Annotated in this window: 21 protein-coding genes; 13 read left to right on the top strand and 8 right to left on the bottom strand. The window is 66.1% G+C overall.

Annotated elements, in window-relative coordinates:
- Positions 1–7 precede the first annotated feature (7 nt).
- The gene (locus ABIA42_RS07420) at positions 8–550 is read right to left on the bottom strand and encodes an SRPBCC family protein (RefSeq protein WP_370114549.1); all 543 of its coding nucleotides are present in this window, start codon (positions 548–550) and stop codon (positions 8–10) included.
- A 154-nt stretch (positions 551–704) separates the two neighbouring features.
- Between ABIA42_RS07420 and ABIA42_RS07415 the strand changes: the two genes are divergently transcribed.
- From ABIA42_RS07415 to ABIA42_RS07390, 6 genes are all read left to right on the top strand, one after another.
- Positions 705–1,697, top strand: coding sequence for a tripartite tricarboxylate transporter substrate binding protein (locus ABIA42_RS07415; RefSeq protein ID WP_061878642.1), 993 nt, complete (start codon positions 705–707; stop codon positions 1,695–1,697).
- Positions 1,698–1,899: 202 nt separating this feature from the next.
- Entirely contained in the window at positions 1,900–2,391 is a 492-nt protein-coding gene (locus tag ABIA42_RS07410) for a tripartite tricarboxylate transporter TctB family protein (protein ID WP_028176697.1), read from the top strand.
- A 4-nt stretch (positions 2,392–2,395) separates the two neighbouring features.
- Positions 2,396–3,907 carry a tripartite tricarboxylate transporter permease gene (locus ABIA42_RS07405; RefSeq protein WP_271528566.1) on the top strand — a complete coding sequence of 504 codons (1,512 nt, stop codon included), beginning with the start codon at positions 2,396–2,398 and terminating at the stop codon, positions 3,905–3,907.
- Positions 3,908–3,958: 51 nt separating this feature from the next.
- Positions 3,959–4,948, top strand: coding sequence for a methylmalonyl Co-A mutase-associated GTPase MeaB (meaB, locus tag ABIA42_RS07400; protein WP_271528567.1), 990 nt, complete (start codon positions 3,959–3,961; stop codon positions 4,946–4,948).
- Positions 4,945–5,598: a pyroglutamyl-peptidase I gene (locus ABIA42_RS07395; protein ID WP_370114552.1), complete on the top strand. Its 654-nt coding sequence runs from the start codon at positions 4,945–4,947 to the stop codon at positions 5,596–5,598. The genes meaB and ABIA42_RS07395 overlap by 4 nt, the downstream gene beginning before the upstream one ends.
- Before the next feature lie 149 nt (positions 5,599–5,747).
- Positions 5,748–7,118, top strand: coding sequence for a TIGR03808 family TAT-translocated repetitive protein (locus tag ABIA42_RS07390; protein ID WP_370114554.1), 1,371 nt, complete (start codon positions 5,748–5,750; stop codon positions 7,116–7,118).
- Here the strand turns inward: ABIA42_RS07390 and ABIA42_RS07385 are convergent.
- From ABIA42_RS07385 to ABIA42_RS07370, 4 genes are all read right to left on the bottom strand, one after another.
- A complete protein-coding gene (locus tag ABIA42_RS07385) occupies positions 7,115–7,813 on the bottom strand; it encodes a TIGR03809 family protein (protein ID WP_370114556.1) in 699 nt (232 codons plus the stop codon). The two genes, ABIA42_RS07390 and ABIA42_RS07385, sit on opposite strands and share 4 nt — an antisense overlap.
- A gap of 583 nt (positions 7,814–8,396) precedes the next feature.
- A complete protein-coding gene (locus ABIA42_RS07380; protein WP_370114558.1) occupies positions 8,397–10,109 on the bottom strand; it encodes a S8 family serine peptidase in 1,713 nt (570 codons plus the stop codon).
- A 16-nt stretch (positions 10,110–10,125) separates the two neighbouring features.
- A complete protein-coding gene (locus ABIA42_RS07375; RefSeq protein ID WP_271528572.1) occupies positions 10,126–10,821 on the bottom strand; it encodes a hypothetical protein in 696 nt (231 codons plus the stop codon).
- A complete protein-coding gene (locus ABIA42_RS07370) occupies positions 10,818–11,387 on the bottom strand; it encodes a sigma-70 family RNA polymerase sigma factor (RefSeq protein WP_370114560.1) in 570 nt (189 codons plus the stop codon). Before ABIA42_RS07370 ends, ABIA42_RS07375 begins: the two co-directional genes overlap by 4 nt.
- Positions 11,388–11,817: 430 nt before the next feature.
- On the opposite strand from ABIA42_RS07370, the gene ABIA42_RS07365 reads away from it, so the two are divergent.
- Positions 11,818–12,975, top strand: coding sequence for a GGDEF domain-containing protein (locus ABIA42_RS07365; protein ID WP_370114562.1), 1,158 nt, complete (start codon positions 11,818–11,820; stop codon positions 12,973–12,975).
- 63 nt (positions 12,976–13,038) lie between these two features.
- The gene (locus ABIA42_RS07360; protein WP_370114564.1) at positions 13,039–14,142 is read left to right on the top strand and encodes a DUF2336 domain-containing protein; all 1,104 of its coding nucleotides are present in this window, start codon (positions 13,039–13,041) and stop codon (positions 14,140–14,142) included.
- A 106-nt stretch (positions 14,143–14,248) separates the two neighbouring features.
- On the opposite strand, the gene ABIA42_RS07355 is transcribed toward ABIA42_RS07360, so the two are convergent.
- Complete coding sequence (locus ABIA42_RS07355; protein ID WP_271528576.1) at positions 14,249–14,887, bottom strand: DUF1109 domain-containing protein; 639 nt, start codon at positions 14,885–14,887, stop codon at positions 14,249–14,251.
- Between the two features lie 2 nt (positions 14,888–14,889).
- Positions 14,890–15,435, bottom strand: a complete 546-nt coding sequence (locus tag ABIA42_RS07350; protein ID WP_271528577.1) for a sigma-70 family RNA polymerase sigma factor — start codon at positions 15,433–15,435, stop codon at positions 14,890–14,892.
- A 290-nt stretch (positions 15,436–15,725) separates the two neighbouring features.
- On the opposite strand from ABIA42_RS07350, the gene ABIA42_RS07345 reads away from it, so the two are divergent.
- The 5 genes from ABIA42_RS07345 (at position 15,726) to ABIA42_RS07325 (ending at position 20,531) form a co-directional block, all read left to right on the top strand.
- A complete protein-coding gene (locus tag ABIA42_RS07345) occupies positions 15,726–16,397 on the top strand; it encodes a hypothetical protein (protein WP_271528578.1) in 672 nt (223 codons plus the stop codon).
- A 146-nt stretch (positions 16,398–16,543) separates the two neighbouring features.
- Positions 16,544–17,323, top strand: a complete 780-nt coding sequence (locus ABIA42_RS07340) for an enoyl-CoA hydratase (protein WP_194388492.1) — start codon at positions 16,544–16,546, stop codon at positions 17,321–17,323.
- Between the two features lie 180 nt (positions 17,324–17,503).
- A complete protein-coding gene (locus ABIA42_RS07335) occupies positions 17,504–18,934 on the top strand; it encodes a TolC family outer membrane protein (RefSeq protein WP_271528580.1) in 1,431 nt (476 codons plus the stop codon).
- 25 nt (positions 18,935–18,959) lie between these two features.
- A complete protein-coding gene (locus tag ABIA42_RS07330; RefSeq protein ID WP_370114567.1) occupies positions 18,960–19,517 on the top strand; it encodes a hypothetical protein in 558 nt (185 codons plus the stop codon).
- A 51-nt stretch (positions 19,518–19,568) separates the two neighbouring features.
- On the top strand, positions 19,569–20,531 hold the full coding sequence (locus ABIA42_RS07325; RefSeq protein ID WP_370114569.1) for an amidohydrolase family protein: 963 nt from the start codon (positions 19,569–19,571) through the stop codon (positions 20,529–20,531).
- Positions 20,532–20,534: 3 nt separating this feature from the next.
- On the opposite strand, the gene ABIA42_RS07320 is transcribed toward ABIA42_RS07325, so the two are convergent.
- Positions 20,535–23,651, bottom strand: a complete 3,117-nt coding sequence (locus ABIA42_RS07320) for an efflux RND transporter permease subunit (RefSeq protein WP_370114571.1) — start codon at positions 23,649–23,651, stop codon at positions 20,535–20,537.
- Between the last annotated feature and the right edge of the window lie 9 nt (positions 23,652–23,660).

Genomic DNA, 23,660 nt, shown 5'->3' with positions numbered 1-23,660 from the left:
GCGATCGCTAACTGGATCGCGGACGGGCCCGAGCCAGTGTTCGCGCCAGTGAATCCGTCCAATCGGGAATCCAGGAGGCAAACAGGGCCTGCCAGCGATCGGCATCCGCAGGCTCCGTCTCGAGGGCAACCGACCATTCGATGAGGGTGCGATCGCCCGCGATGACCGGACGCAGATGCATGGTGCCTTGGTAGCGCGCCGGCGCCGGACTCCGGCCGCCGTCATCTTGCGGATATGGCAGCGCTTCGAGACCGGCATAGGTCAAGGTGTGCTGCCGGTCCGAGTGATCGACCAGGCGCTGACGGATCCAGTTTCCGAGATAGCAGAAACGCCTGATGGCGCCGACTTCATCGCCGCGCTTGTCGTCTTCGATCACGCTCTCGTTCACCCCGTCGATATAGGCGGGGTAGTTGTTGAAATCGCGGATCAGCGACCAGACTTCGTCCAGCGGGTGGTCCAGCACGGCGCTGTAATAGGCTCGGGTCATCGGTGGCTTTCCTTCGGTTTCCGTTACGCGCTGAGGTTGGCTGCTCACGCGGGCAAAACCCACCCGGTTTCCGACTGCCCATCCGATGGCCGTCCAACTTTCGCGCACAACGCGACAATCTCGTTGGTAGCGCTATCTTGCGGCGGCTCTGCAAAGCCGACTAGAATGCCGCCATTGACAAGAGCGCCCGACGTCACGGGTGCCGCTGGGAGGATTCATGTCCAAGATTACGCGCCGCACCTTTGCGGCCTCAACCGCCGCAGTCGCAGCATCCGCCGCCTTCGGCTTCAAGCCCGCGCTCGCACAAGCCTATCCGGCCCGGCCGGTCACCGTGATCGTGCCCTGGGGCGCTGGCGGTGGCACCGACGCGACGGCGCGCATTGTCGCGGCGCTGCTGGAAAAGGACCTCGGCCAGCCCTTCAATGTGGTCAACCGCACCGGCGGTTCCGGCGTGGTGGGCCATAGCGCGATCGCGACCGCCCAGCCCGATGGTTACACCATCGGCATGCTCACCGTCGAAATCTCGATGATGCACTGGCAGGGCCTGACCGAGCTGACGCCGAAGAGCTACACCCCGCTGGCGCTGATGAACGAGGACCCTCCGGGCATCCAGGTCTCGTCCTCCTCGCCCTACAAGACGGTCAAGGAACTCGCCGATGCGATCAAGGCGGCGCCTCCCGGCAAGTTCAAGGCCTCCGGCACCGGCCAGGGCGGCATCTGGCATCTGGCCCTGGTCGGCTGGATGCAGGCCATGGGCCTGCCTGCCAATCAGGTCGCGTGGGTGCCCTCGAACGGTGCGGCGCCGGCAATGCAGGATCTCGCCGCCGGCGGCCTCGACCTCACCACCTGCTCGGTGCCCGAGGCGCGCGCCATCATCGAGGCGGGCAAGGCCAGGAGCCTCGCCATCATGGCGCCGGCCCGCAACCCGATCTTCAAGGACGTGCCGACGCTGAAGGAGGCGATGGGCATCGACTACGCGACGGGCGCCTGGCGCGGCATTGCCGGGCCAAAGAATCTTCCGCCGGAGATCGCAACGAAGCTCACCGCGGCATTGAAGAAGGTTTACGATTCCGCCGAGTACAAGGACTTCATGAGCAATCGCGGCTTCGGCACGGTGTGGGGCGATGCCGCTCACTTCGCCAGCTTCATGGACAAGGGCGACGCCCAGATGGGCGAAGCCATGAAGGCGGCGGGCCTGAGCAAGGCGTGATGTTTCACCCCTCCCCGCGCTCTTCCGCCGAAGCTTCAACGAAGGCGGATGCGGGGAGAGGTCGAATTCGAGCTCCGCTCGAATTCGGGTGAGGGATTCTCCGCGAATCCAACTCTCACCATGCGCGCGGAAAGTCCCCTCACCCGAACCCTCTCTCCGTAAGAACGGGGATGGGAAGAAGAAACTCCACAGGACCCCACCCATGCGTCTTCCCGACTCCGTGACGGGATCGTTTCTCGTCGTGCTCGGCGCAGCAGCTGCCTATGGCGGCTGGATCCTACCGCCGGTGCCGGGCCAGCCGGTTGGCCCCAACGTGTTTCCGCTGGTGATCGGCTGCGGCCTCGCACTATGCGGGCTCGCGATCGTGTTCGGCATCGGGCATTCCTTCGAGGAGGAGGAAGCGTTGGTCCCGATGGAGGACGGCCAGGCCGCTGCCCCGCCGCCGCAGGGCAAGCTCTACGGCCTGCGCGCGCTGCTGCCGCCGGCGTTGCTGCTGTTCTACGTCGTCGCGGCCGACCGGCTCGGTTTCATCATCACCGCGGCGATCATGGTCTACGTCACCTCGACCGCGCTCGGGGCCAGGTGGAAGCTGGCCCTGCCGCTCGCGGCCCTCTCGCCCTTCGCCATCCACCTCATCTTCGGCAAGCTGCTCCGCGTGCCGCTGCCCGCCGGCCTGTTGCCGGCGCCCTGGTAATCCCATGCTGAAAACCCTGATCGATGCGTTCGCGCTGATCTCCACCTGGGAGGTCATCATCGCGATGTTCGCAGCGTCCGTGTACGGGCTCGTGATCGGCTCGCTGCCGGGCCTGTCGGCGACGATGGCAACCGCCCTGCTCGTCCCCGTCACCTTCTATCTCTCGCCGATCGCGGCAATTGCGACCATCGTCGCGGCCTCCTCGATGGCGATCTTCTCCGGCGACATTCCGGGCGCGCTGCTGCGCATTCCCGGCACGCCCGCTTCCGCCGCCTATGCGGACGAGGCCTACGCGATGACGCGCAAGGGCCAGGCCGAGCTCGCGCTCGGGGCCGGCGTCTGGTTCTCGGCGGTCGGCGGCATCGCCGGCGTGCTGTCGCTGATGATCCTGGCGCCGCCGCTGGCCGAGATCGCGCTGTCGTTCTCGACCTTCGAATATTTCTGGCTGGCGCTGCTCGGCCTGATGTGCGCCACCTTGGTCGCACGCTCTTCTCCGGTAAAGGCGATCGCCGGCATGTTCATCGGCCTGCTCGTCGCCTGCATCGGCATCGAGAATCCCGGCGGCGTCCCGCGCTTCACCTTCGGCCTCACCGATCTGTTCGGCGGCATCGAGCCGATCCCGGCGCTGGTCGGCGTGTTCGCGGTGGCGCAGGTGATGCGCGCGATGCTGACGCCGGAGCCGCCGCCGCTGCCGCGGCGCAAGTTCGGAAGCATCATGGCCGGCCAGTGGAAGCTGACGAAGCTGTATCACTGGCAGATGACGCGCGGGAACATCGTCGGCATCATCATCGGCGTACTGCCCGGCGCGGGCGCCGACATGGCCGCCTGGGTCTCCTACGCGATGTCGAAGCGCTTCTCCAAGGAGCCGGAAAAGTTCGGCACCGGCCATGTCGAGGGGCTGGTCGAGGCCGGCGCCAGCAACAACGCCAGCATCGCCTCCGGCTGGGTGCCCTCGCTGCTATTCGGCATCCCCGGCGACACCATCGCCGCGATCGCGATCGGCGTGCTCTACATGAAGGGACTCAATCCCGGCCCCACGCTGTTCACCGAGAAGGCGTCGAGCATGTACGCGATCTATCTGATGTTCATCATCGCGAACATCATGATGATCCCGCTCGGCATCGCCATGATCCGGGTCGCGGCCTACATCCTGCTCGCGCCGCGCTCGGCCATCATGCCGGTCATCATGCTGTGCTGCGCGGTCGGCTCGTTCGCGATCGGCAACAACATGTTCGGCGTCGTCACGGTCGCCGCCTTCGGCGTGATCGGCTACGTCATGGAGGCGAACGGTTATCCCGTCGCGGCCATGGTGCTCGGCATCGTGATGGGCACCATGGTCGAGCAGGCCTTCGTCACATCACTGATCAAGTCCGACGGAAGCATCCTGCCGTTCTTCGAGCGGCCGGTCGCCGCCATCCTGGCCGCGATGGCGATCGGCGCGCTGCTCTGGCCGGTGATGGTGTGGGTGTGGCGGAAGCTGAAACCGGCGCAGACGGCGGCAGCAACATCCCGGTGATATGCCGCGGGCGGCCCTCGCCTGCCCTGCCGCGGCGTTGTAAAGCAGGGCATGACTGAGAAGAAGGCCCCGCTGGACATCAAATCCCTCGCCCGCGACTTGCGCGCGGGCAGCCGCGCGGCGCTCGCCCGCGCCATCACGCTGGTGGAGAGCCGGCGCGGCGATCATCAGGCGCTGGCGCGCGAGCTGGTACAGATGCTGCTGCCCGACACCGGCAAGGCGTTTCGCGTCGGCATCACCGGCTCGCCCGGCGTCGGCAAATCCACCACCATCGATGCGCTCGGGACGTATCTGATCGAGCAGGGCCACAAGGTCGCGGTGCTCGCGGTCGATCCATCCTCGGCACGCAGCGGTGGCTCGATCCTCGGCGACAAGACGCGGATGGCGCGGCTGTCGGCCTCGAGCGATGCCTTCATCCGCCCCTCGCCGTCCTCGGGCACGCTCGGCGGCGTCGCGGCCAAGACGCGCGAGGCGATGCTGCTGTGCGAGGCGGCCGGCTTCGACGTCGTGCTGGTCGAGACCGTCGGCATCGGCCAGTCCGAGACCGCGGTGTGCGACATGACGGATTTCTTCCTGGCCCTGATGCTGCCGGGCGGCGGCGACGAGCTGCAGGGCATCAAGAAGGGCCTGGTCGAGCTCGCCGACATGATCGCCATCAACAAGGCCGACGGTGACAATCTCAAGCGCGCGAACATCACCGCCGCCGACTATCGCGGCGCGCTGCACATCCTGGCGCCGAGGTCCGAGCATTGGCATCCGCCCGTTGTCACCTATTCGGCGTTGGCCGGCACCGGCATCGCCGAGCTCTGGCAGAAGGTCCTCGACCATCGCAAGGCGATGAACGCGTCCGGCGATTTCGCCGCGCGGCGGCGCGACCAGCAGGTGAAATGGATGTGGTCGATGCTGGAGCAGCGCATGCTGGCGAGGTTGCGGAGCGAAGCGTCGGTGCGGACGAAGGTCCGGAAGATCGAGGCCGAAGTCGCCGAGGGCCATCTCACGCCGGCGCTCGCCGCCGAGCGCATTCTGGAGTTGCTGCAATGACGGGGCCCCGCATTCTCCTCACCGGCTTCGGGCCATTTCCCGGCGCGCCCTACAATCCGACTCAGCCGCTGGTCGCGCGGCTGACGCAGCTGCGCCGGCCGGCGCTCGACGATGTCGAGCTGTCGAGCCACATCTTCCCGGTCACCTATGCTGCCGTCGACCGGCAATTGCCTGAAGTGCTCGCGACGGCGAAGCCGGATGCACTCTTGATGTTCGGCCTCGCGGCGCGCACGCCCTATTTGAGGATCGAGACCCGCGCGCGCAATGCCGTGACCATGCTGTGGCCGGATGCCGCCAACACCCGCTCGAGCAAGCGCGGCATCGCCGGCCATGCAGATGCGATGACGTTCGGCCCGCACACCGCAAGGCTGCTGCGCGCCGCGCGCCTCACCGGCATCGACGCGCGCCCCTCGCGCGATGCCGGCGCCTATCTCTGCAATTACCTGAGCTGGCGCGCGATCGAGAACGTGAAGGCCGGCGGGCCGAAGCTTGCGGCCTTCATCCACATTCCGCTGCTTGCGCGCGGCGGCGCCGTGCGGCGCAAGGGGTCAGCCCGGATCGCGCTGGAGGAACTCGTCGATGCGGGCGAGGCCATGCTGATCGAGATGGTAGCGTTAGCAAGGAAGGCGCGGAACACCTCGGTCTCGTAGGGTGGGCAAAGGCACGCTTCGCTTTGCCCACCCTACGGCACCGTCTTTGCGGTAAACATTTAACCCTACCGCGAACAATCCTCACCGCCTTCGCCGCCCTGCGCTACCTAGTCTCCGCGGACACCCCCGCGTCCGCCGGAGGACGCGTCATGGACCTCAATCGCCGCTATCTCATCGGAGCTTCGACCGCGGGCATCGCCGGCGCGCTCGCCATGCCGGCCGACGCTGCGCGCGCGGCGCCGCTGACGTCCCTGCTCGGGCGCGACGCCACGCAATATGGCGTGCGGCCAGGCAGCAGCGAGGATCAGACACGCGCGCTGCAGCGTGCGATCGACGAGGCTGCGCGCGCGCAAATGCCGCTGGCGCTGCCGCCGGGCGTCTACCGGACCGGGCTGTTGCGGCTGCCGAACGGCGCGCAACTGATCGGCGTGCGCGGTGCGACCAAGCTGGTCTTCACGGGCGGGACCTCGATGGTCCAGAGCGACGGCTCCGATGCGATCGGCCTCACCGGCATCACCTTTGATGGCGGCAACATTCCGCTGCCAACCCGGCGGGGTCTGATCCATGTTCTCGGCGGTCGGGACATTCGCGTCGCCGATTGCGCGGTTACCGGATCCGGCGGCAGCGGCATCTGGCTCGAGCAGGTCGCGGGCGACATCTCCGGCAACATCTTCACCAACATCGCGGTGACCGCGGTGGTCTCGTTCGACGCCAGGGGCCTCAGCGTTTCCCGCAACACCATCATCGGCACCAACGACAATGGCATCGAGATCCTGCGCACCGCGATCGGCGATGACGGTACGCTGGTTGCTGACAACCGTATCGAGGACATCAAGGCCGGACCCGGCGGCTCGGGCCAGTACGGGAATGCCATCAACGCGTTTCGCGCCGGCAACGTGATCGTGCGCGGCAACCGCATCAGGAACTGCGACTACTCGGCTGTGCGCGGCAACTCGGCCTCGAACATTCACATCAGCGGCAACAGCGTCAGTGACGTGCGCGAGGTCGCGCTCTACTCCGAGTTCGCGTTCGAGGCGGCCGTGATCGCCAACAACACGGTCGACGGCGCCGCCGTCGGCGTCTCCGTCTGCAATTTCAACGAAGGCGGCCGCATCGCCGTGGTCCAGGGCAACATCATCCGCAACCTGATCCCGAAGCGGCCGATCGGCACCTCGCCGGACGACGATGCCGGCGTCGGCATCTACATCGAGGCTGACACATCGGTCACCGGCAACGTGATCGAGAACGCGCCGTCCTACGGCATCGTGGCCGGCTGGGGTAGATATCTGCGCGACGTCGCGATCACAGGCAACGTGATCCGCAAGGCGCTGGCCGGCGTCGGGGTGTCGGTGATGCCGGGGGCCGGCACCGCGCTCGTCAACAACAACATGATCTCCGAGACCCCGCGCGGCGCCGTGGTCGGCCTCGACCACGCCCGCCCCGTGACGTCGGATCTGTCGGCCGAAGGGGCGCAACGCTTCGCGCAGGTGGTGGTCGGCGGCAATGCGGTGCGACGTTAGAACGCGTTCCGCAGCAGGGGGTACTTCGCTTCCAGGCCGTCGAGGCTGAAGGTGAATTCGACGACGCGCTCGGGGGCTGCGACGATTTCGGTGGCGGGCGGAGCGAACTGCGGCAGAAGCGTTGCCATGGCGGTCGGCGTGGGGACCTGCCGTCTCACGGCAGGTGCGCTTAGCGGCGCCCTCGCGGCGGGAGCCTTGAGCGGCGGCATCTCGGCGGGAGCGGTAAACGAAGCCACGGCGACAGGTGCAGTGGGCGGCGCCATCGCGACAGATGGCAACACCGCCGCGATCGGCGCCTCGGTGATCTCCGCGAGCACGTCCGGCTTCTGATCGAGCCTGACCGCCACAGCGGTCTCAGGCGCGATGTGAACGGCCTTGGGCTGGACGGTCTGCGCCTGCTGCTCGCGCGGTGCCATGCGGGGCATCGTCGCCGGCGACCAACCGAATGCGGGCGTCACGCTTGCAGCCGCCTCGGCGACGTCCCCGCCGGTTGCGAGCGCGCGCCAGGTCTGGACCGCACGCTTGGCTTCCTGAATGTTTTCAAGGAATTCGATCTCGGAATGATACCGGCGCCAGCGGCCGGTCTCGAACATCTCGGAGAGATGTTGCAGGCGCTGTTCGGCGAGAGCGCACCAGCGCGCCGCGATGGCGCGACCAGCAGCCGCGTCGCGAACGAACTCTTGGCGATGTGTCATGAACCAGCCCGTCTGGAAAAAATACGGACGCGGGGACGCAACGCACACGAATCAATTTAGACGCGACATGAATATTTTGTGGAAAAGATTTGACTTGTCCAGCAGCGACACGGCATTCGTCATCAAATACCGTAGTCCTCCGGAAATTTGCTGCGTTTTCGAGTCAAGCTTCGCACAAGCATAACGGAGTTGCGGCGCGTTGCGTGAGCGACGGCAACGGACGCCCCGGCGATCCTCAACCGCAAGCTGAACGAACGCGGAGCTTCAAAAGATCGGATGCCCAAAGCTTCGGTTCTGATGGAATCAGAACCGAAGCTCTGGATTCCTGTTTTGACGCGTTTTCTTCACGCGAACCGGCGTCCACTTCGCTCAAAAACGCTCTGAAAAGAAAAGACCCGTCCGGGGGGACAACCGGACGGGTCGAGCCATATGGGCGCTTGGGGTGGATGGGCGCTCGCGCCTGATATGACTGATGGGGAGGGATGACCGCTCCCACATCAGTTGGTCGTGGCAGCTGGCTGAACGTTCAATGCGAGGGTTCGCTTTTTTGAGCTTCGGCCCGCGCGCATCCTTGTCGCAGCCGCTATCGCGCCGCCGGTCTATCTGCCTGAGAAACCGCGGACTTTTCGTCCGAGCCCGACAACGACGGTTGCTCGACCGCACGGGTGCCGGGCTCGCCGCGACGCTTCTCGGCATCTTCACGTTTTGTTGTACCGGACGCAGCCGCAACGGGCGTCGCGCTGTCGGCGGGCACCGCCATCACCGCGGCAAAGGCGTCGGCCTGACCGTCGCCGAAAAGGTCGTCGCGTCCGGGGGAGCCGAGATCGCGCGCGGTCTTCGCCAGCGTCATGCGCAGCGCCTCCGGCTTCAAGGCGTGGTTGCGCTCGAGGAGCAGCGCCGCGACGCCGGAGACATGGGCGGCCGAGAACGAGGTTCCCGACGTCATCTGGTATTTGCCGGCGGGTGCCGGCAGGAAGATGTCGACGCCGGGGGCTGCGACCGCGATGTAGTTGCCGCGGTTGGAGGCGGTGAACAGCCTGTCCTGCTGATCCGTCGCGCTGACCGCGATCACATTGGGATTGGCAGCCGGATAGAGCGGCGGCGATTTCGCGCCGGCATTGCCGGCGGCCGCGATCAGCACGAGGCCGCGTGCGGCCGTCGCCGCGATCGCGCGCTCGATGATCGCGTCCTTCGGGCCGGCAAAGCTCATATTGACGATCTGCGCGCCGTGCTCGGCGGCATAATTCAGCGACCGCAGGATGATGTAGGACGAGCTCTCGGCGCCACCGTTGGCGCCGCCGAAGGCCCGGATGGCGATGATGCGCGCCTCGGGCGCGCTGCCCATCAGGCGGGCATGCGCCACGATGGCACCGGCGATGCCGGTGCCGTGGACGTGCGGCCCCTCGGCACTGCCGAGCGCGTCGAAATGATCGGCGACGGAATTGGCGAGTTCGGGATGCTTGGCGTCGATGCCGGAGTCGATCACGGCAATTGTCACGTTGGCTCCGTGCGCCAGCGCATGCGCCTGCGGCAGGCGGAGTTTTGCCAGCGCATATTGCGCGGGATCGCCCTCGACCGGTACGGACGATTTCTGGTCCTGGAGCACGTAGCGGAAGTTCGGCTGGACCGAGCGCACGCCGCCGTCGGCCGCGAACTCGCGCCGTACCGTCTCAACGGGCCGACCGTCGGTGATGCGGAACAGGCCGAACGTCGCCCCGATCAGCGGAAAATTCTCGGATGCGACGCGCGCGAGGCCGTGGCGACGCGCAAGCTCGTCGGCCTCCGTCACCGACAGACTGCCGTCGATCTCGGCGACGAATTCGCCTCCGAAGCTGCGCTGGTTCACCGCGACCGGCGTGTTGTTGCCGCGCCCCTTGCGGGCGCTCTTCTTGTTGCCCGATTTTCCACTGCCCTCGCCGCCCGCGTTCGCCTGCGCCAGGCATTCCCCGTCGGCAGCCCGATAGGGCGCGGTGCAGGCCGGATAGAGGTTGGGGGAGTACCGCGCATAGGGCAGCACCGGCGTCAATCCGATCCGCGCCGAAGGAATCCGGGCGGTCGTGATCGGACGCGGGCCGCGGTCGACCGACACCGCCCTGGCGGATAGGGTCGGGTTGACCCGCGGGGCAATGCTCGGGGAGATCGTCGGGGTGCGCGAGGGAACGCTGATCGTAGGCGTACGCATGATCGCCTGCGCCTGCGCAACCTCGACGCCGAGACAAGAGGCGACCAGAAGGGCGGCTCCGATGGATGAAGCGCAGGCCCCGGCACGCATCCAGCTCTCGGACTTGCCCGTCATCGGCTCAGCGGCGCGCCTAGGGCACCGCGACGGCGAGGTTGACGAACTTCTCGCGCTGCATCCTGCCGAGCAGCGAGGCGAGCTCGTCCTGGCTCATCGCCTTGTCGAACTGGAGGCGGAACATGCCGCCCTTGGCGTCGCCGATGATCGAAGCCTGGTAGCTGTCGAGCAGCGCGGTGATGTCGGCGACGCGTGCCTCGGGCGTGAAGCGCACCAGCGCGCGCGCCGGCGCTGCCGTGCTGCCAAGTTCGCGCGTGATCGGTGCGCTGGTCGAGACCGAAGCCGTCTGGAAGGTCGCCGGCTGGTTCTTCATCAGCACGGCGCCGATGATTCCGGCTTGCAGCACGAGTGCGACGGCGCCGAGGCCCGCCGACCACGCCAGCGTACGGGGCGACAGGCTCGCGAAGAACGTCGAGATACGCGCCGACAGCGGCGGCGAGCCGCTCGCCCGCGCCGGCTCAGCGTCGATCGCGGCGAACAGCTTCTGCATTGCGCGCGCCGACGGAGCACCCAGGCTCTCGTTCAGATGGATGGTCTCTTCGTACTCGCCGCGGACCGCGGCATACTGCCTGGCAAGCTCGGGATCCCGCGCCAGCGCTTCCTCGACGCGGCGCGCATCGCGCGCGCTCAGCGTGCCGGCGGCGTGCCACGGCAGCAGCAGTTCAATTTCACTGGGCTCTTGCTCCAGCATCTTCTTGCTCAATGCCATCATGGCCAGCCTCGCTCAACGCCGGCTGCCTTCAGCAGTTCGGCCAATTTCTTGCGCGCATAGAACAAGCGCGTCTTCACAGTGTTCTCGGGAATTCCTACGATTCCGGCCACCTCTTCCACGGACTTCTCGTGGTAGTAGACGAGATCGACGATTTCCCGGTGCTCCGGCGAAAGGCCCGTCAGACACTCCCGCAACGCCTCACTGGTGTCCTTCTTCTGCACCACCGTTTCCGGATCGTCGGACGTATCCTCGATCGCGTTGGCGGCTTCTTCGTCCAACTCGAAATCCTTCCTGCGCCGGAGCGCAGACAGGGCCTTGAATCGGGTGATTGCCAGCAGCCAGGTCGAAACTGCTGATCGGCCCTCGAACTTGCCGGCTTGACGCCAGACGTCGAGAAACACCTCGCTGATGAGGTCTTCCGCCGCCTGCTCGTCCCGCACGAGCCGCAGTCCGAACCTGTAAACCCTGACATGGTGCCGCCCGTACAGCACCTGCATGGCGAGCCGGTCACCTTGGGCGATCCTGGCGATCAGGACCTCGTCGGAAGCCGCCTGTGTCGCGCTCAATGGCCGTCTCGCAAAGTTGGTCGGGTCGATGCGGCGCGCGGTTCGACGGGGGGTGCAAAATTGTTCAAATTACCGCAATCATGCGGGGGCCGGTGTGAGCTACCCCACATAAGCGCATTTTTTTCGTCCCGTCCGTGGCGGTCAGCGGCGTCAATCCAGATCGGTAACATAATACTTTCCCTGCAGAAGCCCCCTGTCCGGCATAGTCGCCGGCCGGGTCCGGTTCCATAGCAGCCCCTGCATCAGGTTTGTCGCACCAAGCCCTGCTTTGGCTCGACCGCACCGCACACGATGCATGATCGCCAGTAAGATCGCACGATGGCTGATCATCTTGTTCCGTGCTGCAGGGTTCGGATTCGGCTCCAAAGGATACCAAACCTAAAGGCTTGCCACGTAGATTTTTGCGCTGACATCCACCATTGGCGGGACCATGAGCACGGCCGCGACGTCCTTTCCCGAGAGGAATGCCGCAGAGGTCGCGGACCTCGTCCTCGCGCCCGAGACGGCCGCCCCCGAAGTCAGGGCGCGCCGGGCCCGGCAGCGCCGCCAGATGTATATGGGCCAGGTCGCGAGCTACTCGCTTGGCGCCTCGGTCCTGCTGCTCTACGCCCATGACGGCACGATCTCGATGGGCGTTCCGTCGCTGTTCTGGCTCGGCGGCCTCCTCATCATCGGTACGTTCACGGTGCTGTCCGAAGCCGGTTTCGGCGACCGGTTCGAGGATCATTACCTCACCGTCTATCAGATCTCGGCGCACATGGCGCTGCAACTGGTGTTCCTGCTCGCGGTGCCGACCGTCGGGGTCGCGTTCCTGGCCGTGTTGTTCCTGATCTTCGCCTTCGGCACGCTACGTATGACGTCGAGCCAGGCAATGCTCACCTGGGGCCTCGCCACCTGCGGGCTCGCTACGGTTTTCCTGGGATCGGACCTGCCGATCGGACTGCCGGTCACGACCCGGCTGCAGCGAACCGCCTCGATGCTCTGCTTCGTGCTGGTGATCGGCCAGTGCGCCTTCCTCGGCCTGTTCGGCGCCACCCTGCGCAAGATCCTGTACCGGCGCAGCATCGAACTGAAGGCTGCCTATCAGCGTATCGAGGAACTCGCCGAGCTCGACGAACTCACCGGCGCCTACAACCGCCGCTGCATCATGCGGCTTCTCGACGCCGAAATCGAAAAGTCGCGGCAGGCATCCACGCCTTGCGCGATCGCGCTGATCGATCTCGACTGGTTCAAGCGCATCAACGACGCCCACGGCCATCCCGTCGGCGACGAGGTGCTGCGCACCTTCGCGATCACCATTTTCGCCAACATCCGCCCGGCCGACAGTTTCGGCCGATACGGCGGCGAGGAATTCCTGCTGCTGCTGCCGGGCATGCCGGGCGACGCCGCGCAGCGCACGCTTGAGCGGTTGCGCGGCATCGTTGCCGATCTCGACTGGAGCGCGTTCTCTCCGGGCATGCGGGTGACCATTTCCGCGGGCGTCGCGACGCTGCGCGACATTGATACTGCCGACACATTTCTCGCGCGCGCCGACCGCGCGCTCTATTCCGCCAAGGCGCAAGGGCGCAACTCTATTGTGACGAGCTGACCAATCCATTTTCTCCCGGTGCGGCAGAAGCCGTTGCCGGGCCGAACGCTCCAGGACAGGGCAATGAGATCCAAATCCGCAAGACCATCCGAAAACCTGCTCGAGGAATTGCAGGCTGCCCTCACGCACGGCACCGTTGCGCGCCGGGTCGAGACGCTGCGCCGCGTCACCGATCTCTTCGTGGGCAACGCAGTGGACTATTCCGACGACCACATCCGCGTGTTCGACGACGTGTTCCAATGCCTGATCGGGCAGATCGAGACGTCGGCCAGGGCGCTGCTCGCCGAACGCCTCGCGCCGATCGCGGCCGCGCCGCCGAAAATCATCCGCACGCTCGCGCTCGACGAGGTCATCGAGGTCTCCGGCCCGGTGCTGTCGAAATCGGAACGGCTGGACGAGGCGACGCTGATCGAGATCGCGCGCACCAGGGGCCAGGCGCATCTCAAGGCGATCTCGCTGCGGCGGATGCTGTCGGAAGCGCTGACCGACGTGCTGGTGATGCGGGGCAACGAGGACGTGGTGCAGTCGACCGTCAGCAATCCGGGCGCGCGGCTTTCCGAGGAAAGTCTCGCCGAGCTCGTCATCCGCGCCAAGCGCGACGACGACCTCGCCAACTGCATCGGCCTGCGGTCCGACCTGCCGCGCCATCACTATTTGAGGCTGGTCGCCAAGGCATCCTTGAGCGTGCGCAGGAAGCTTGCGGCCGCACATCCCGAGCTTGCGGACGAAGTGTCGAGCGTAGTCCAGCAAGCGGCCCAACGGGTTCGCGCCGCCGCCATGACGAAGCAGACAGAGATGGCCCGCGCGCTGGTGAAATCGCTGCACGACGACGGCCGCCTCAACGAGTTCCAGGTCACCACCTTCGCCGAGCAGGGCAAGTTCGACGAGACCAATGCGGGGCTGGCTGCACTCGCGGGCGTCGCGGTCGAGACCGCCGAGACCATGATGATCGAGAGCCGTACCGAAGGCGTGATGATCCTCGCCAAGGTCGCTGGCATGCAATGGTCGAGCGTGCGCGCCATCATCGCCATGCGCGAGAAGCTGTCCGGCGGGTCGCAGACCGACATTCTGACGCTGCGCGACAGCTATGAGGCGCTTCGCCCATCGACTGCGCAGCAGGTGCTGCGCTTCCACCGCATGCAGCTGGGCGCGACGCCGGCGGCGTGAAGCCGGCGCTAGAGAGCGATGAGATCGGGATGAATCGTCATCGCGCTTTTGGTTGATTGAGCACGATCTTTTCGGAAAACCGCTGCACGCTTTTCCGGGTCATTCTTTAATAGCGCAGGACCCTCGATCCCACCAGCGCGCCGATCGCGGTCACCACCGCGGTCGCGAGCGTGTACCAGGTCGCGACGAACAGGGGCGAGTCGTCGGTGCAGTGCGAGGCATAGAGGGTCGCGGCGAGGCCGGCCGACACCAGCCCGGCGAGCGCTCCGGCGAGCGCGGGGCTTGACGGCGCGCCGTGCCGCAGGCCGAACAGCGCCCCCGCAAGCAGCGGCAGCGACATCGCAGGGATTGCGACCAGGCACATCCTGGAGTTCTTGCCCATCAAGCGCATCGTCATCGGCATGGCCGGGGCCATCATCGCCTCGCTGCCGATCGCAACCGCCAACAGCCCGACCGGCAGCAGCAGCAGCCAGGCCCAGCCGCGCAGCAGGGCTTCGGGACGCGACAAATGCAGGCTGATGATGATCGCGGGGATTGCGAGCGACAGCGTCACCGCGAACTTCATGTCGAAGAACGGGTTGTGCATGGCGCTCATCACGTCGGCGCGCACGCCGAGGAAGGTCGCAAAAAACAGGATCGAAAAGGGCGCGGCCACCAGCAGCGCCATGGTCAGCACGGCGCCGACGCGTGGAGCGCGGTGCGCGTTGTCGGCTGCGAGCGAGCGAATGAGTTGATCGGTGTCCATGACTAATGGTCCCGCAGTTTGGCCGTCAGCGCAGCAAGTCCGCGATGCAGCGCGACCCGCACCGCACCCTCGCTCATCGACAACTTTGCCGCCGTATCCTTGATCGAGGCGGCCTCGACCGCGATCGATTGCAGCACGTCGCGCTGACGCTGCGGCAGCGTGCCCAGTTGGGCGGCGACCTCACCGGCCGATGCGGTCTCCTGCGGCATCTCGCCCGGCAGCGTCTCGACGAAATCGTCGATGTTGACGAACACGCGCTTGCCGCGCCGGCGGAGCGCGTCGATCAGCTTGTTGCGGCCGATCGCAAACAGCCAGGGCGCGAAGGGGGCTTCGCTGTCCCAGGTGTGCCGCTTCAGATGCACCGCCAACAGAATCTCCTGCACGATATCCTCGGCCTGGTCGGGAGGCTGCCCTGCCCGCGCCAACCCGCGCCTCGCGGAAGCCCGCAGCACCGGCGTGATTGCCTTCAACAGGCGATGATAGGCCGCGTCATCGCCAGCCATGGCCGACCGCATCAGGCCGGTCCATTCGTCCTCACGTCCGCGCACCCGCGCCCCTCACCATGCAATTCGGCCGCTCATTCAATTTGTTACGCGGACACCCATAACATCACGAATTCGTGATGCACGGCCGAACGACGCGATCAATGCGGCCACAGAGATCCCTGACGGCTCATAACACCGATCGGCCCGTACCGCATCCGGCGGCAACATTGCAACGCAGTTTGCCCCGTTTTTGCCGGGTCCAGCCCGAAGATTCCCATTTTCTGCCCCGCTGTCGTCACGCCCCGGGGTCTCTGTTCGCTGCCGGGACGGGCGGAATTGGGGAGATCGTCAACATGATGAAAGCCAGCGCACGCGCGGCCCTGACTGTCTTGGCCGGGCTTTTCTTGCTGTCCGGAGGCATTGCACAGGCGGCGCCGAATTCGGCCGCAAGCAATAAAGCGGACAGCGCGGACCAGCAGGCCGACACGGCCAAGCACCGGCGTCAAGACTCGCGCCGCACCAGCAGCAGCAAGACGACGCAGAAATCCGACGACAAGGCCGACAAGAAGGGCGCCACGGCACGGGCGGACGAGGCCAGGAACGGCAACAAGAACGACAACAAGACAGGCAGTGAGGCGCCGGTGTCGAGCCAGATGCCGCCCGAGGTCGCCAACGCCAACGCGCAGCTCGCCACTGATACGCCGACTGCGGCTGCCGCCTCCGCGATGACGAACCGCGCCAACGACAATGTCCAGGCTGCGGCCGATAATACCAACGTCGCGCCAGCCGAAAGCCAGGTCGTGGCGCCCGATCAGCTCAACGACATCGATCGCGCCCTGCAACAGGAGGCGCCGGGGCAGAAGGCGGTGATTGCCGCAACCGAGGCGCAGCCGCGGCCTGCGCCGGTGATGGCAAGCAGCCACCAGAGCTCGGCCTGGGACCAGAGCTCCCTGATCGGCAAGATCTTCATCGGCGTCGGCACGCTGCTGACGCTGGCATCCGCCGCGCGGATGTTCATGGCGTGATTGCCGGCCGCTTCCCGGCCCGAGCACCGGCCTGACGGACCTCGTCCGGAACGCGCCCCTCGTCGCGTTCCGGCGGCCCGTAGCCCCCTTGAAGCCCATCGCGCCAGCGGGCACATTGCCCACCCGATCAAAAGCGTGGGTGGAGCATGAGCACGTTCGAACACATCATCGTCGAAAGCAAAGGCGCGGTCGGCATCGTCAAGCTGAACCGGCCGAAGATGCTCAACGCGCTCTCTTTCGGCGTCTTCCGCGAGATCGCCGCGGCGGTCGACGATCTCGAGGCCGATGACGCCATCGGCTGCATCGTCGTGACCGGCAACGAGAAGGCCTTTGCCGCCGGCGCCGACATCAAGGAGATGCAGCCCAAAGGCTTCATCGACATGTTCTCGGAGGATTTCGCCGCGATCGGCGGCGACCGCGTCGCGCGTTGCCGCAAGCCGACGATCGCGGCGGTTGCCGGCTATGCGCTGGGCGGCGGCTGCGAGCTCGCCATGATGTGCGATTTCATCATCGCCGCCGACACCGCAAAGTTCGGCCAGCCCGAGATCACGCTCGGCACCATTCCCGGCATCGGCGGTACCCAGCGCCTGACGCGTGCGATCGGCAAGTCCAAGGCAATGGACCTCTGCCTCACCGGCCGGATGATGGATGCGGCGGAAGCCGAGCGCTCGGGCCTCGTCAGCCGCATCGTACCCGCTGACAAGCTGATGGACGAAGTGATGGCGGCAGCCGAGAAGATCGCCGCGATGTCACGCCCTGCGGCAGCGATGGCCAAGGAAGCGGTGAACCGCGCCTTCGAGACCACGCTCGCCGAGGGCATGAGCGTCGAGCGCAACCTGTTCCACTCGACCTTCGCGCTCGAGGACCGCTCCGAGGGCATGGCTGCGTTCATCGAGAAACGCAAGCCGGTGAACAAGAACCGGTAAGGCGGTCAGGCTGGCGTAAGGCCCTGCCGCATTCCCGCGGAACCCTGTGACGGAGCTGCAACAAGCACGGATTTCATGGGGGTTTTCCCCGCGGCAGTTTGCCTGCGGGACCTCGGCTGGTTTAACAGTTAAGAGACCGCCGTCGGCGGGGGCGGACAGCCGGGAATTTCGCGGGAACATATGATTGGGCGTATCGCCAGAGCTGGTCGCGGGGTGACGCGACATCGATCGGGCGTGGGTCCCGCGTTTGCGACATGGACCACGCTGGCGCTCTCGTGCGCCCTGCCCTCCGCCGCCTGGGCCGAAGCTCTGCCGGAAGCGCTGGCCAAGGCCTACCAGACCAACCCGCAGCTCAATGCCGAGCGCGCGCGCCAGCGCGCGACCGACGAGAACGTGCCGCAGGCGCTCGCCGGTTACCGGCCGCAGATCGTGGCCAGCCTCAGCGCCGGCCTGCAATCGGTGCGCAATCTGTTGCCCGACAACACCATCCAGACGGCCAACCTGAAACCCTGGATCATCGGCGTCACCGTGACGCAGACCCTGTTCAACGGTTTCCGCACCGCCAACAGCGTGCGGGCCGCCGAACTCCAGGTGCAGTCGGGCCGTGAGGCGCTGCGCAATGTCGGCCAGGGCGTCCTGCTCGATGCGGTCACCGCCTACACCAACGTGCTCGCCAACCAGTCGCTGGTCGAGGCACAGCGCTCCAACGTCGCCTTCCTGCGCGAAACACTGTCGGTCACCCAGCGCCGCCTCAACGCCGGCGATGTCACGCCGACCGACACCGCGCAGGCCGAGGCCCGTCTCAACCGCGGCCTTGCCGATCTCAACGCGGCCGAGGTCGCGCTCGCCGTCAGCCAGGCGACCTATGCGCAGGTGATCGGCAATGCGCCGTCGCAGCTTCGGCCCGCCGAGGCCGTCGACCGCTATTTGCCGAAGAGCCGCGAAGACGCCGTGACGATGGCGATCCGACAGCATCCGGCGGTGATGGCCGCAAGCTTCGACGTCGATGTCGCCTCCACCAACATCCGTATCGCCGAAGGCACGCTGCTGCCGAGCGCCAGCATCCAGGGTAGCGCAAGCAAGAGCCGCAACAACGACCCGACGCTAGGCACCTTAGCCGAAGACCAGGCCTCGATCGTCGCCAACGTCACCGCTCCGATCTACGACGGCGGTCAGGCTGCGGCACAGACGCGGCAGGCCAAGGAGATCACGGCACAGAGCCGGCTCGTGCTCGACCAGGTGCGCAACCAGGCGCGCACGGCGGTGGTCAGCGCATGGGTTGCGAATGAAGGAGCAAAGGTCACGGTCTCGGCCTCGGAGTCCGAGGTGAAGGCGGCGACCGTCGCGCTCCAGGGCGTGCAGCGTGAGGCGTCCGGCGGACAGCGCACGACCGTGGACGTCCTGAACTCGCAAGCCGATTTGATCCAGGCCAAGGCCCGCCTCATCGGCGCGCAACGCGACCGCGTGATCGCCTCCTACACGCTGCTTAGCGCCATCGGCCATCTCGACGTCAAGACGCTGAACCTGAACACGCCGGACTATCTGCCCGAGGTTCATTACCATCAGGTCCGCGACGCCTGGCACGGCCTGCGCACGCCGTCGGGGCAATAGGCTCAAATCTCTTGGGTCGGTGCCGATGAAAAGCCGCCGCATCCATCTGATGGGAGCTTCGGGCTCCGGGGTGACGACGCTTGGTCGCGCGGTCGCGGGCCGGCTTGCGTTGCCGCATCACGACAGCGATGACTATTTCTGGCTTCCGACCGTGCCGCCCTACCAGACGACACGCCCCGCCGCCGAGCGGCTTCGCCTGATGCGCGAGATGTTTCTGCCGCGGCTCGACTGGGTGCTGAGCGGATCCGTCACAGGCTGGGGCGAGGAGCTCGTTCCGTATTTCGATCTCGTCGTCTTCGTGACGGCGCCGCGCGAAACCCGGATGGCGCGATTGCGCGCCCGCGAGGCCGCCCATTTCGGTGCCGATGCGGTCGCGCCGGGCGGCTGGCGCCATGACGAGACCGAAGACTTCGTCGAATGGGCCTCCCATTACGAAGCCGGTGATCGCGAAGGTCGCAGTCTCGCCAAGCATGAAGCGTGGCTCGCGGGCCTGCCCTGCCCGGTCGTGCGCGTTGACGGCTCACGTCCGCCTGCGGACCTTGTCGAGCAGCTATGCAACGAAGCGGAGTGGCTGTCCGGCTGATGTGATAGTGTCCCGGCACTTCTGCCAATAACAAAAACAGGGAGAGAAGCCATGCTCGACCGACGCAGCGTCCTGCTTGCCTCCCTTGCCGCCGGAGTAGCCATGACCAGCAAAGCCCGCGCCCGTGCGGCGCAACCCGCAACGCCGATCAATTTCGACATCCCGGCGCATGCCTGCGACTGCCACACGCACATTCATGGCGACCCCCAGAGATTTCCGTTCTTCGCGGGGCGCGTCTATACGCCGGAGCCTGCGAGCCCCGAAGAAATGGCCGCGCTGCACAAGGCGCTGCATGTCGAGCGTGTGGTGATCGTGACGCCGAGCGTCTACGGCACCGACAATTCCTCCACCTTGTTCGGCATGAAGGCGCGTGGCGCGACCGCGCGCGGGGTCGCCGTGATCGACGACAAGACCACGGAAGCAGAGCTCGATACGATGCAGGCGGAAGGCTTCCGCGGCATCCGCATCAATCTGGCAACGGGGGGCATCAACGACCCCAATGTCGGCCGCGCCCGCTTCACCACAGCCGTCGAGCGCATGAAGGCGCGCGGCTGGCATGTGCAGCTCTACACGACGCCGGCGATGATCTCGGCGATCAAGGATCTCGTGCTGGCATCGCCCGTGCCCGCCGTGTTCGACCATTTCGGTGGGCTCGAGGCCTCATTTGGGCTGGAGCAGCCGGGATTTGCCGACCTGATCGCCCTCGTCAAATCCGGCAAGGCCTATGTGAAGATCTCCGGCGCCTATCGCTCTTCGAAGCTCGCGCCCGACTATCAGGACATGGTGCCCTATGCCCGCGCGCTGATCGCGGCCAATGCGGACCGCATCGTCTGGGGCACCGACTGGCCGCATCCGGATTCCAGCCGCGTCGAGGGACGCAAGCCCACCGACATCGCTCCCTTCTATCAGATCGACGACGGCCGCCTGCTCAACCAGCTTCCGGTGTGGGCGCCGGATGCGGACGTGCGCAAGAAGATCCTGGTCGACAATCCGGCGCGGCTCTACGGGTTCTGACGGTCAGCGCGCGCGGCGGGAAAAGAACGAGATCAGGACCGGCAAGGTCACCAGTATCACGAGCGGCGCCAGCATCATGCCGGTGACGACGACGACCGCGAGCGGCTTCTGCACCTGCGAGCCGATGCCTTCCGACAGCGCCGCCGGCAACAGGCCAACGCCCGCGACGACGCAGGTCATCAGCACGGGCCGAAGCTGGAGCTCGCCGGTGCGCACCACCGCGCTCATGCGGTCCATGCCCTCTTCGATGAGCTGATTGAACTGCGACAGGATGATGATGCCGTCCATCACGGCGATGCCGAACAGCGCGATGAAACCGATCGCCGCGGAGACGCTGAACGCCGTGCCGGAGATCAGCAGGCCCAGCACGCCGCCGAAGATCGCCATCGGAATCACGCTCATCGCGAGCAGCGTGTCGGTCATCGAGCCGAAATTGAACCAGAGCAGCACGCCGATCAGCGCCAGCGAGATCGGCACCACGATCGACAGCCGCCGGATCGCATCCTGGAGATTGCCGAACTCGCCGACCCACTCCATGTGCGAGCCCGGCGGCAGCTGCACCTGCTCGGCGATCTTGTCCTGGGCCTCGCGGATGGCGCTGCCGAGATCGCGCTCGCGCACCGAGAACTTGATCGGCAGATAGCGCTCCTGCTGCTCGCGATAGATATAGGCCGCGCCGGAGACGAGGCTGATGGTGGCGACCTCGCTCAGGGGAATCTGCGTGACGGTGCCGTTCGGCCCGGGCGCGCCGATCCGCAAATTCTGGATCGCCTCGGCACTCCGGCGGTATTCCGGCGCGAGGCGCACGATGATCGGGAAATGGCGGTCGCTTCCGGGTTCATAAAGGTCGCCGGCGGTGTCGCCGCCGATTGCGACCTTGATGGTGGCGTTGATGTCGCCCGGCGCAAGGCCGTAGCGCGCGGCCTTGGCGCGGTCGATGTCGATCTGGATGGTCGGCTGCCCGAGCGAGGTGAACACCGCAAGGTCGGTGACTCCCTGTACGGTGGCCAGCACCGATTTGATCTTGTTGGCGGTGTCGGTCAGCGCCTGGAGGTCGCTGCCGAACAGCTTGATCGAGTTCTCGCCCTTCACGCCGGAGACGGCTTCGGAGACGTTGTCCTGGAGATATTGCGAGAAGTTGAACTCGACGCCGGGAAAGCGGTCGTCGAGCTGCTTGAGCAGTTGCGCGGTCAGCTCTTCCTTGTCGCGCGTGCCGGGCCACTGGCTCACGGGCTTGAGCGGCGCGAAGAACTCGGCATTGAAGAAGCCGGCGGCGTCGGTGCCGTCATCGGGACGGCCGTGCTGCGACACGACGGACTCGACCTCCGGCCGGGCGCGGATCAACTTACGCATCTCGTTGACGTAGCTGTTGCCTTCGTGGAGCGAGATGGTCGGCGGCAGCGTGGCACGGATCCAGAGATTGCCCTCCTCCAGCTTCGGTAGGAATTCGAGGCCGAGCAGCCGACTGAGCGCCACCGTCGTCAGCACGAGGCCGACCGCACCGCCGAGAACGATATTGCGATTGGCGACGGCCCAATGCAGCAGCGGCGAGTACAACCGGTGCAGGATCAGCATCACCTTCGTCTCGGTTTCCTCGACATGCGCGGGCAGAATGATCGCGGACAACGCCGGCGTGACGGTGAAGGTCGCAAGGAGCCCACCGGCGAGCGCATAGGCATAGGTGCGGGCCATCGGCCCGAAGATGTTGCCCTCGACCCCGGACAGCGTGAACAGCGGCAGGAACGCCGCGATGATGATCGCCGCAGCAAAGAAGATCGAGCGCGAGACGTCGGCGGCCGCACTGAGGATGGCATGGCTCTTCATGCCGAACAGCGTCTCGGGCGACATGTGCTCGGATTCAGAGATCGGCGTCGTCTGCGTCAGGCGGCGGAAGATAGCCTCCACCATGATGACGGTGGCATCGACGATCAGGCCGAAATCGATGGCCCCGACCGACAACAGGTTTGCCGATTCCCCGCGCAGCACCAGGATGATCACGGCGAAGAACAGCGCGAACGGAATCGTGGCGCCGACGATCAGCGCGCTGCGGAGATTGCCGAGGAACATCCACTGCAACAGCACGATCAGCAAGATGCCGACAACCATGTTGTGCAGCACGGTATGGGTCGTCAGCTCGATCAGGTCCCCGCGGTCGTAGATGCGCTCGATGCGCACGCCGGGCGGCAGGATGCTGGAGTTGTTGATGGTTTGAACGAGCTGGTGGACGCGCTTGATGGTCGGCGAGCTCTGTTCGCCGCGGCGCATCAGGACGATTCCCTGCACGATGTCGTCGGTTTCGTCGAGGCCGGCGATGCCGAGACGCGGCTTGTGGCCGACGGTGACCGTTGCGACGTCCTTGACCAGCACCGGATTGCCGCCGGTCTGCGCCACCATGGTGTTGGCGAGGTCGTCGATCGAGCGGATCAGGCCGACGCCGCGCACCACGGCCGATTGCTGGCCGATATCGACGGTATTACCGCCGACATTGACGTTGGAATTGCCGACTGCCTGGAGCAGCTGCGGCAGCGTCAGGCCGTTGGCGACCAGCTTGTTGAAGTCGACCTGGAGCTCGTAGGTCTTGCTCTTGCCGCCCCAGCCGGTGACGTCGATGACACCGGGCACGGCACGGAAACGGCGCTGGAGAATCCAGTCCTGGATAGTCTTGAGGTCGAGCACGCTGTAATTGGGCGGGCCGACCAGGCGATAACGGAAGATCTCTCCGATCGGGCTGAGCGGCGAGATTTGCGGCTGCACGTTGCCCGGCAGCGGCGCGAGCTGCGCCAAGCGGTTCAGCACCTGCTGCAACGCCTCGTCATAGGTGTAGGCGAAGGAGAACTGGAGTTTGACGTCGGAGAGGCCATAGAGCGAGATGGTGCGGATGGTGGTGAGATTCTTCAGACCCGCGACCTGGGTCTCGATCGGAATCGTGATGTAGCGCTCGATCTCCTCCGCCGACAGGCCCGGGCTCTGCGTCACGATGTCGACCATGGGCGGGGTCGGATCGGGATAAGCCTCGATGTTGAGCTGGTTGAACGCGATCAGGCCGCCGATCAGCACGGCGGCGAACATGCCGACCATCAGGAAGCGCCGGTCGACGGCAAGGGCAACGAGACGATCCATTCAGGTCTT

It is taken from the genome of Bradyrhizobium sp. USDA 327 (genome assembly GCF_041262065.1).
Lineage (GTDB): Bacteria > Pseudomonadota > Alphaproteobacteria > Rhizobiales > Xanthobacteraceae > Bradyrhizobium > Bradyrhizobium liaoningense.
Note: the sequence above shows the minus strand (reverse complement) of the source record. Positions and strands in the feature narration are given on the sequence as shown.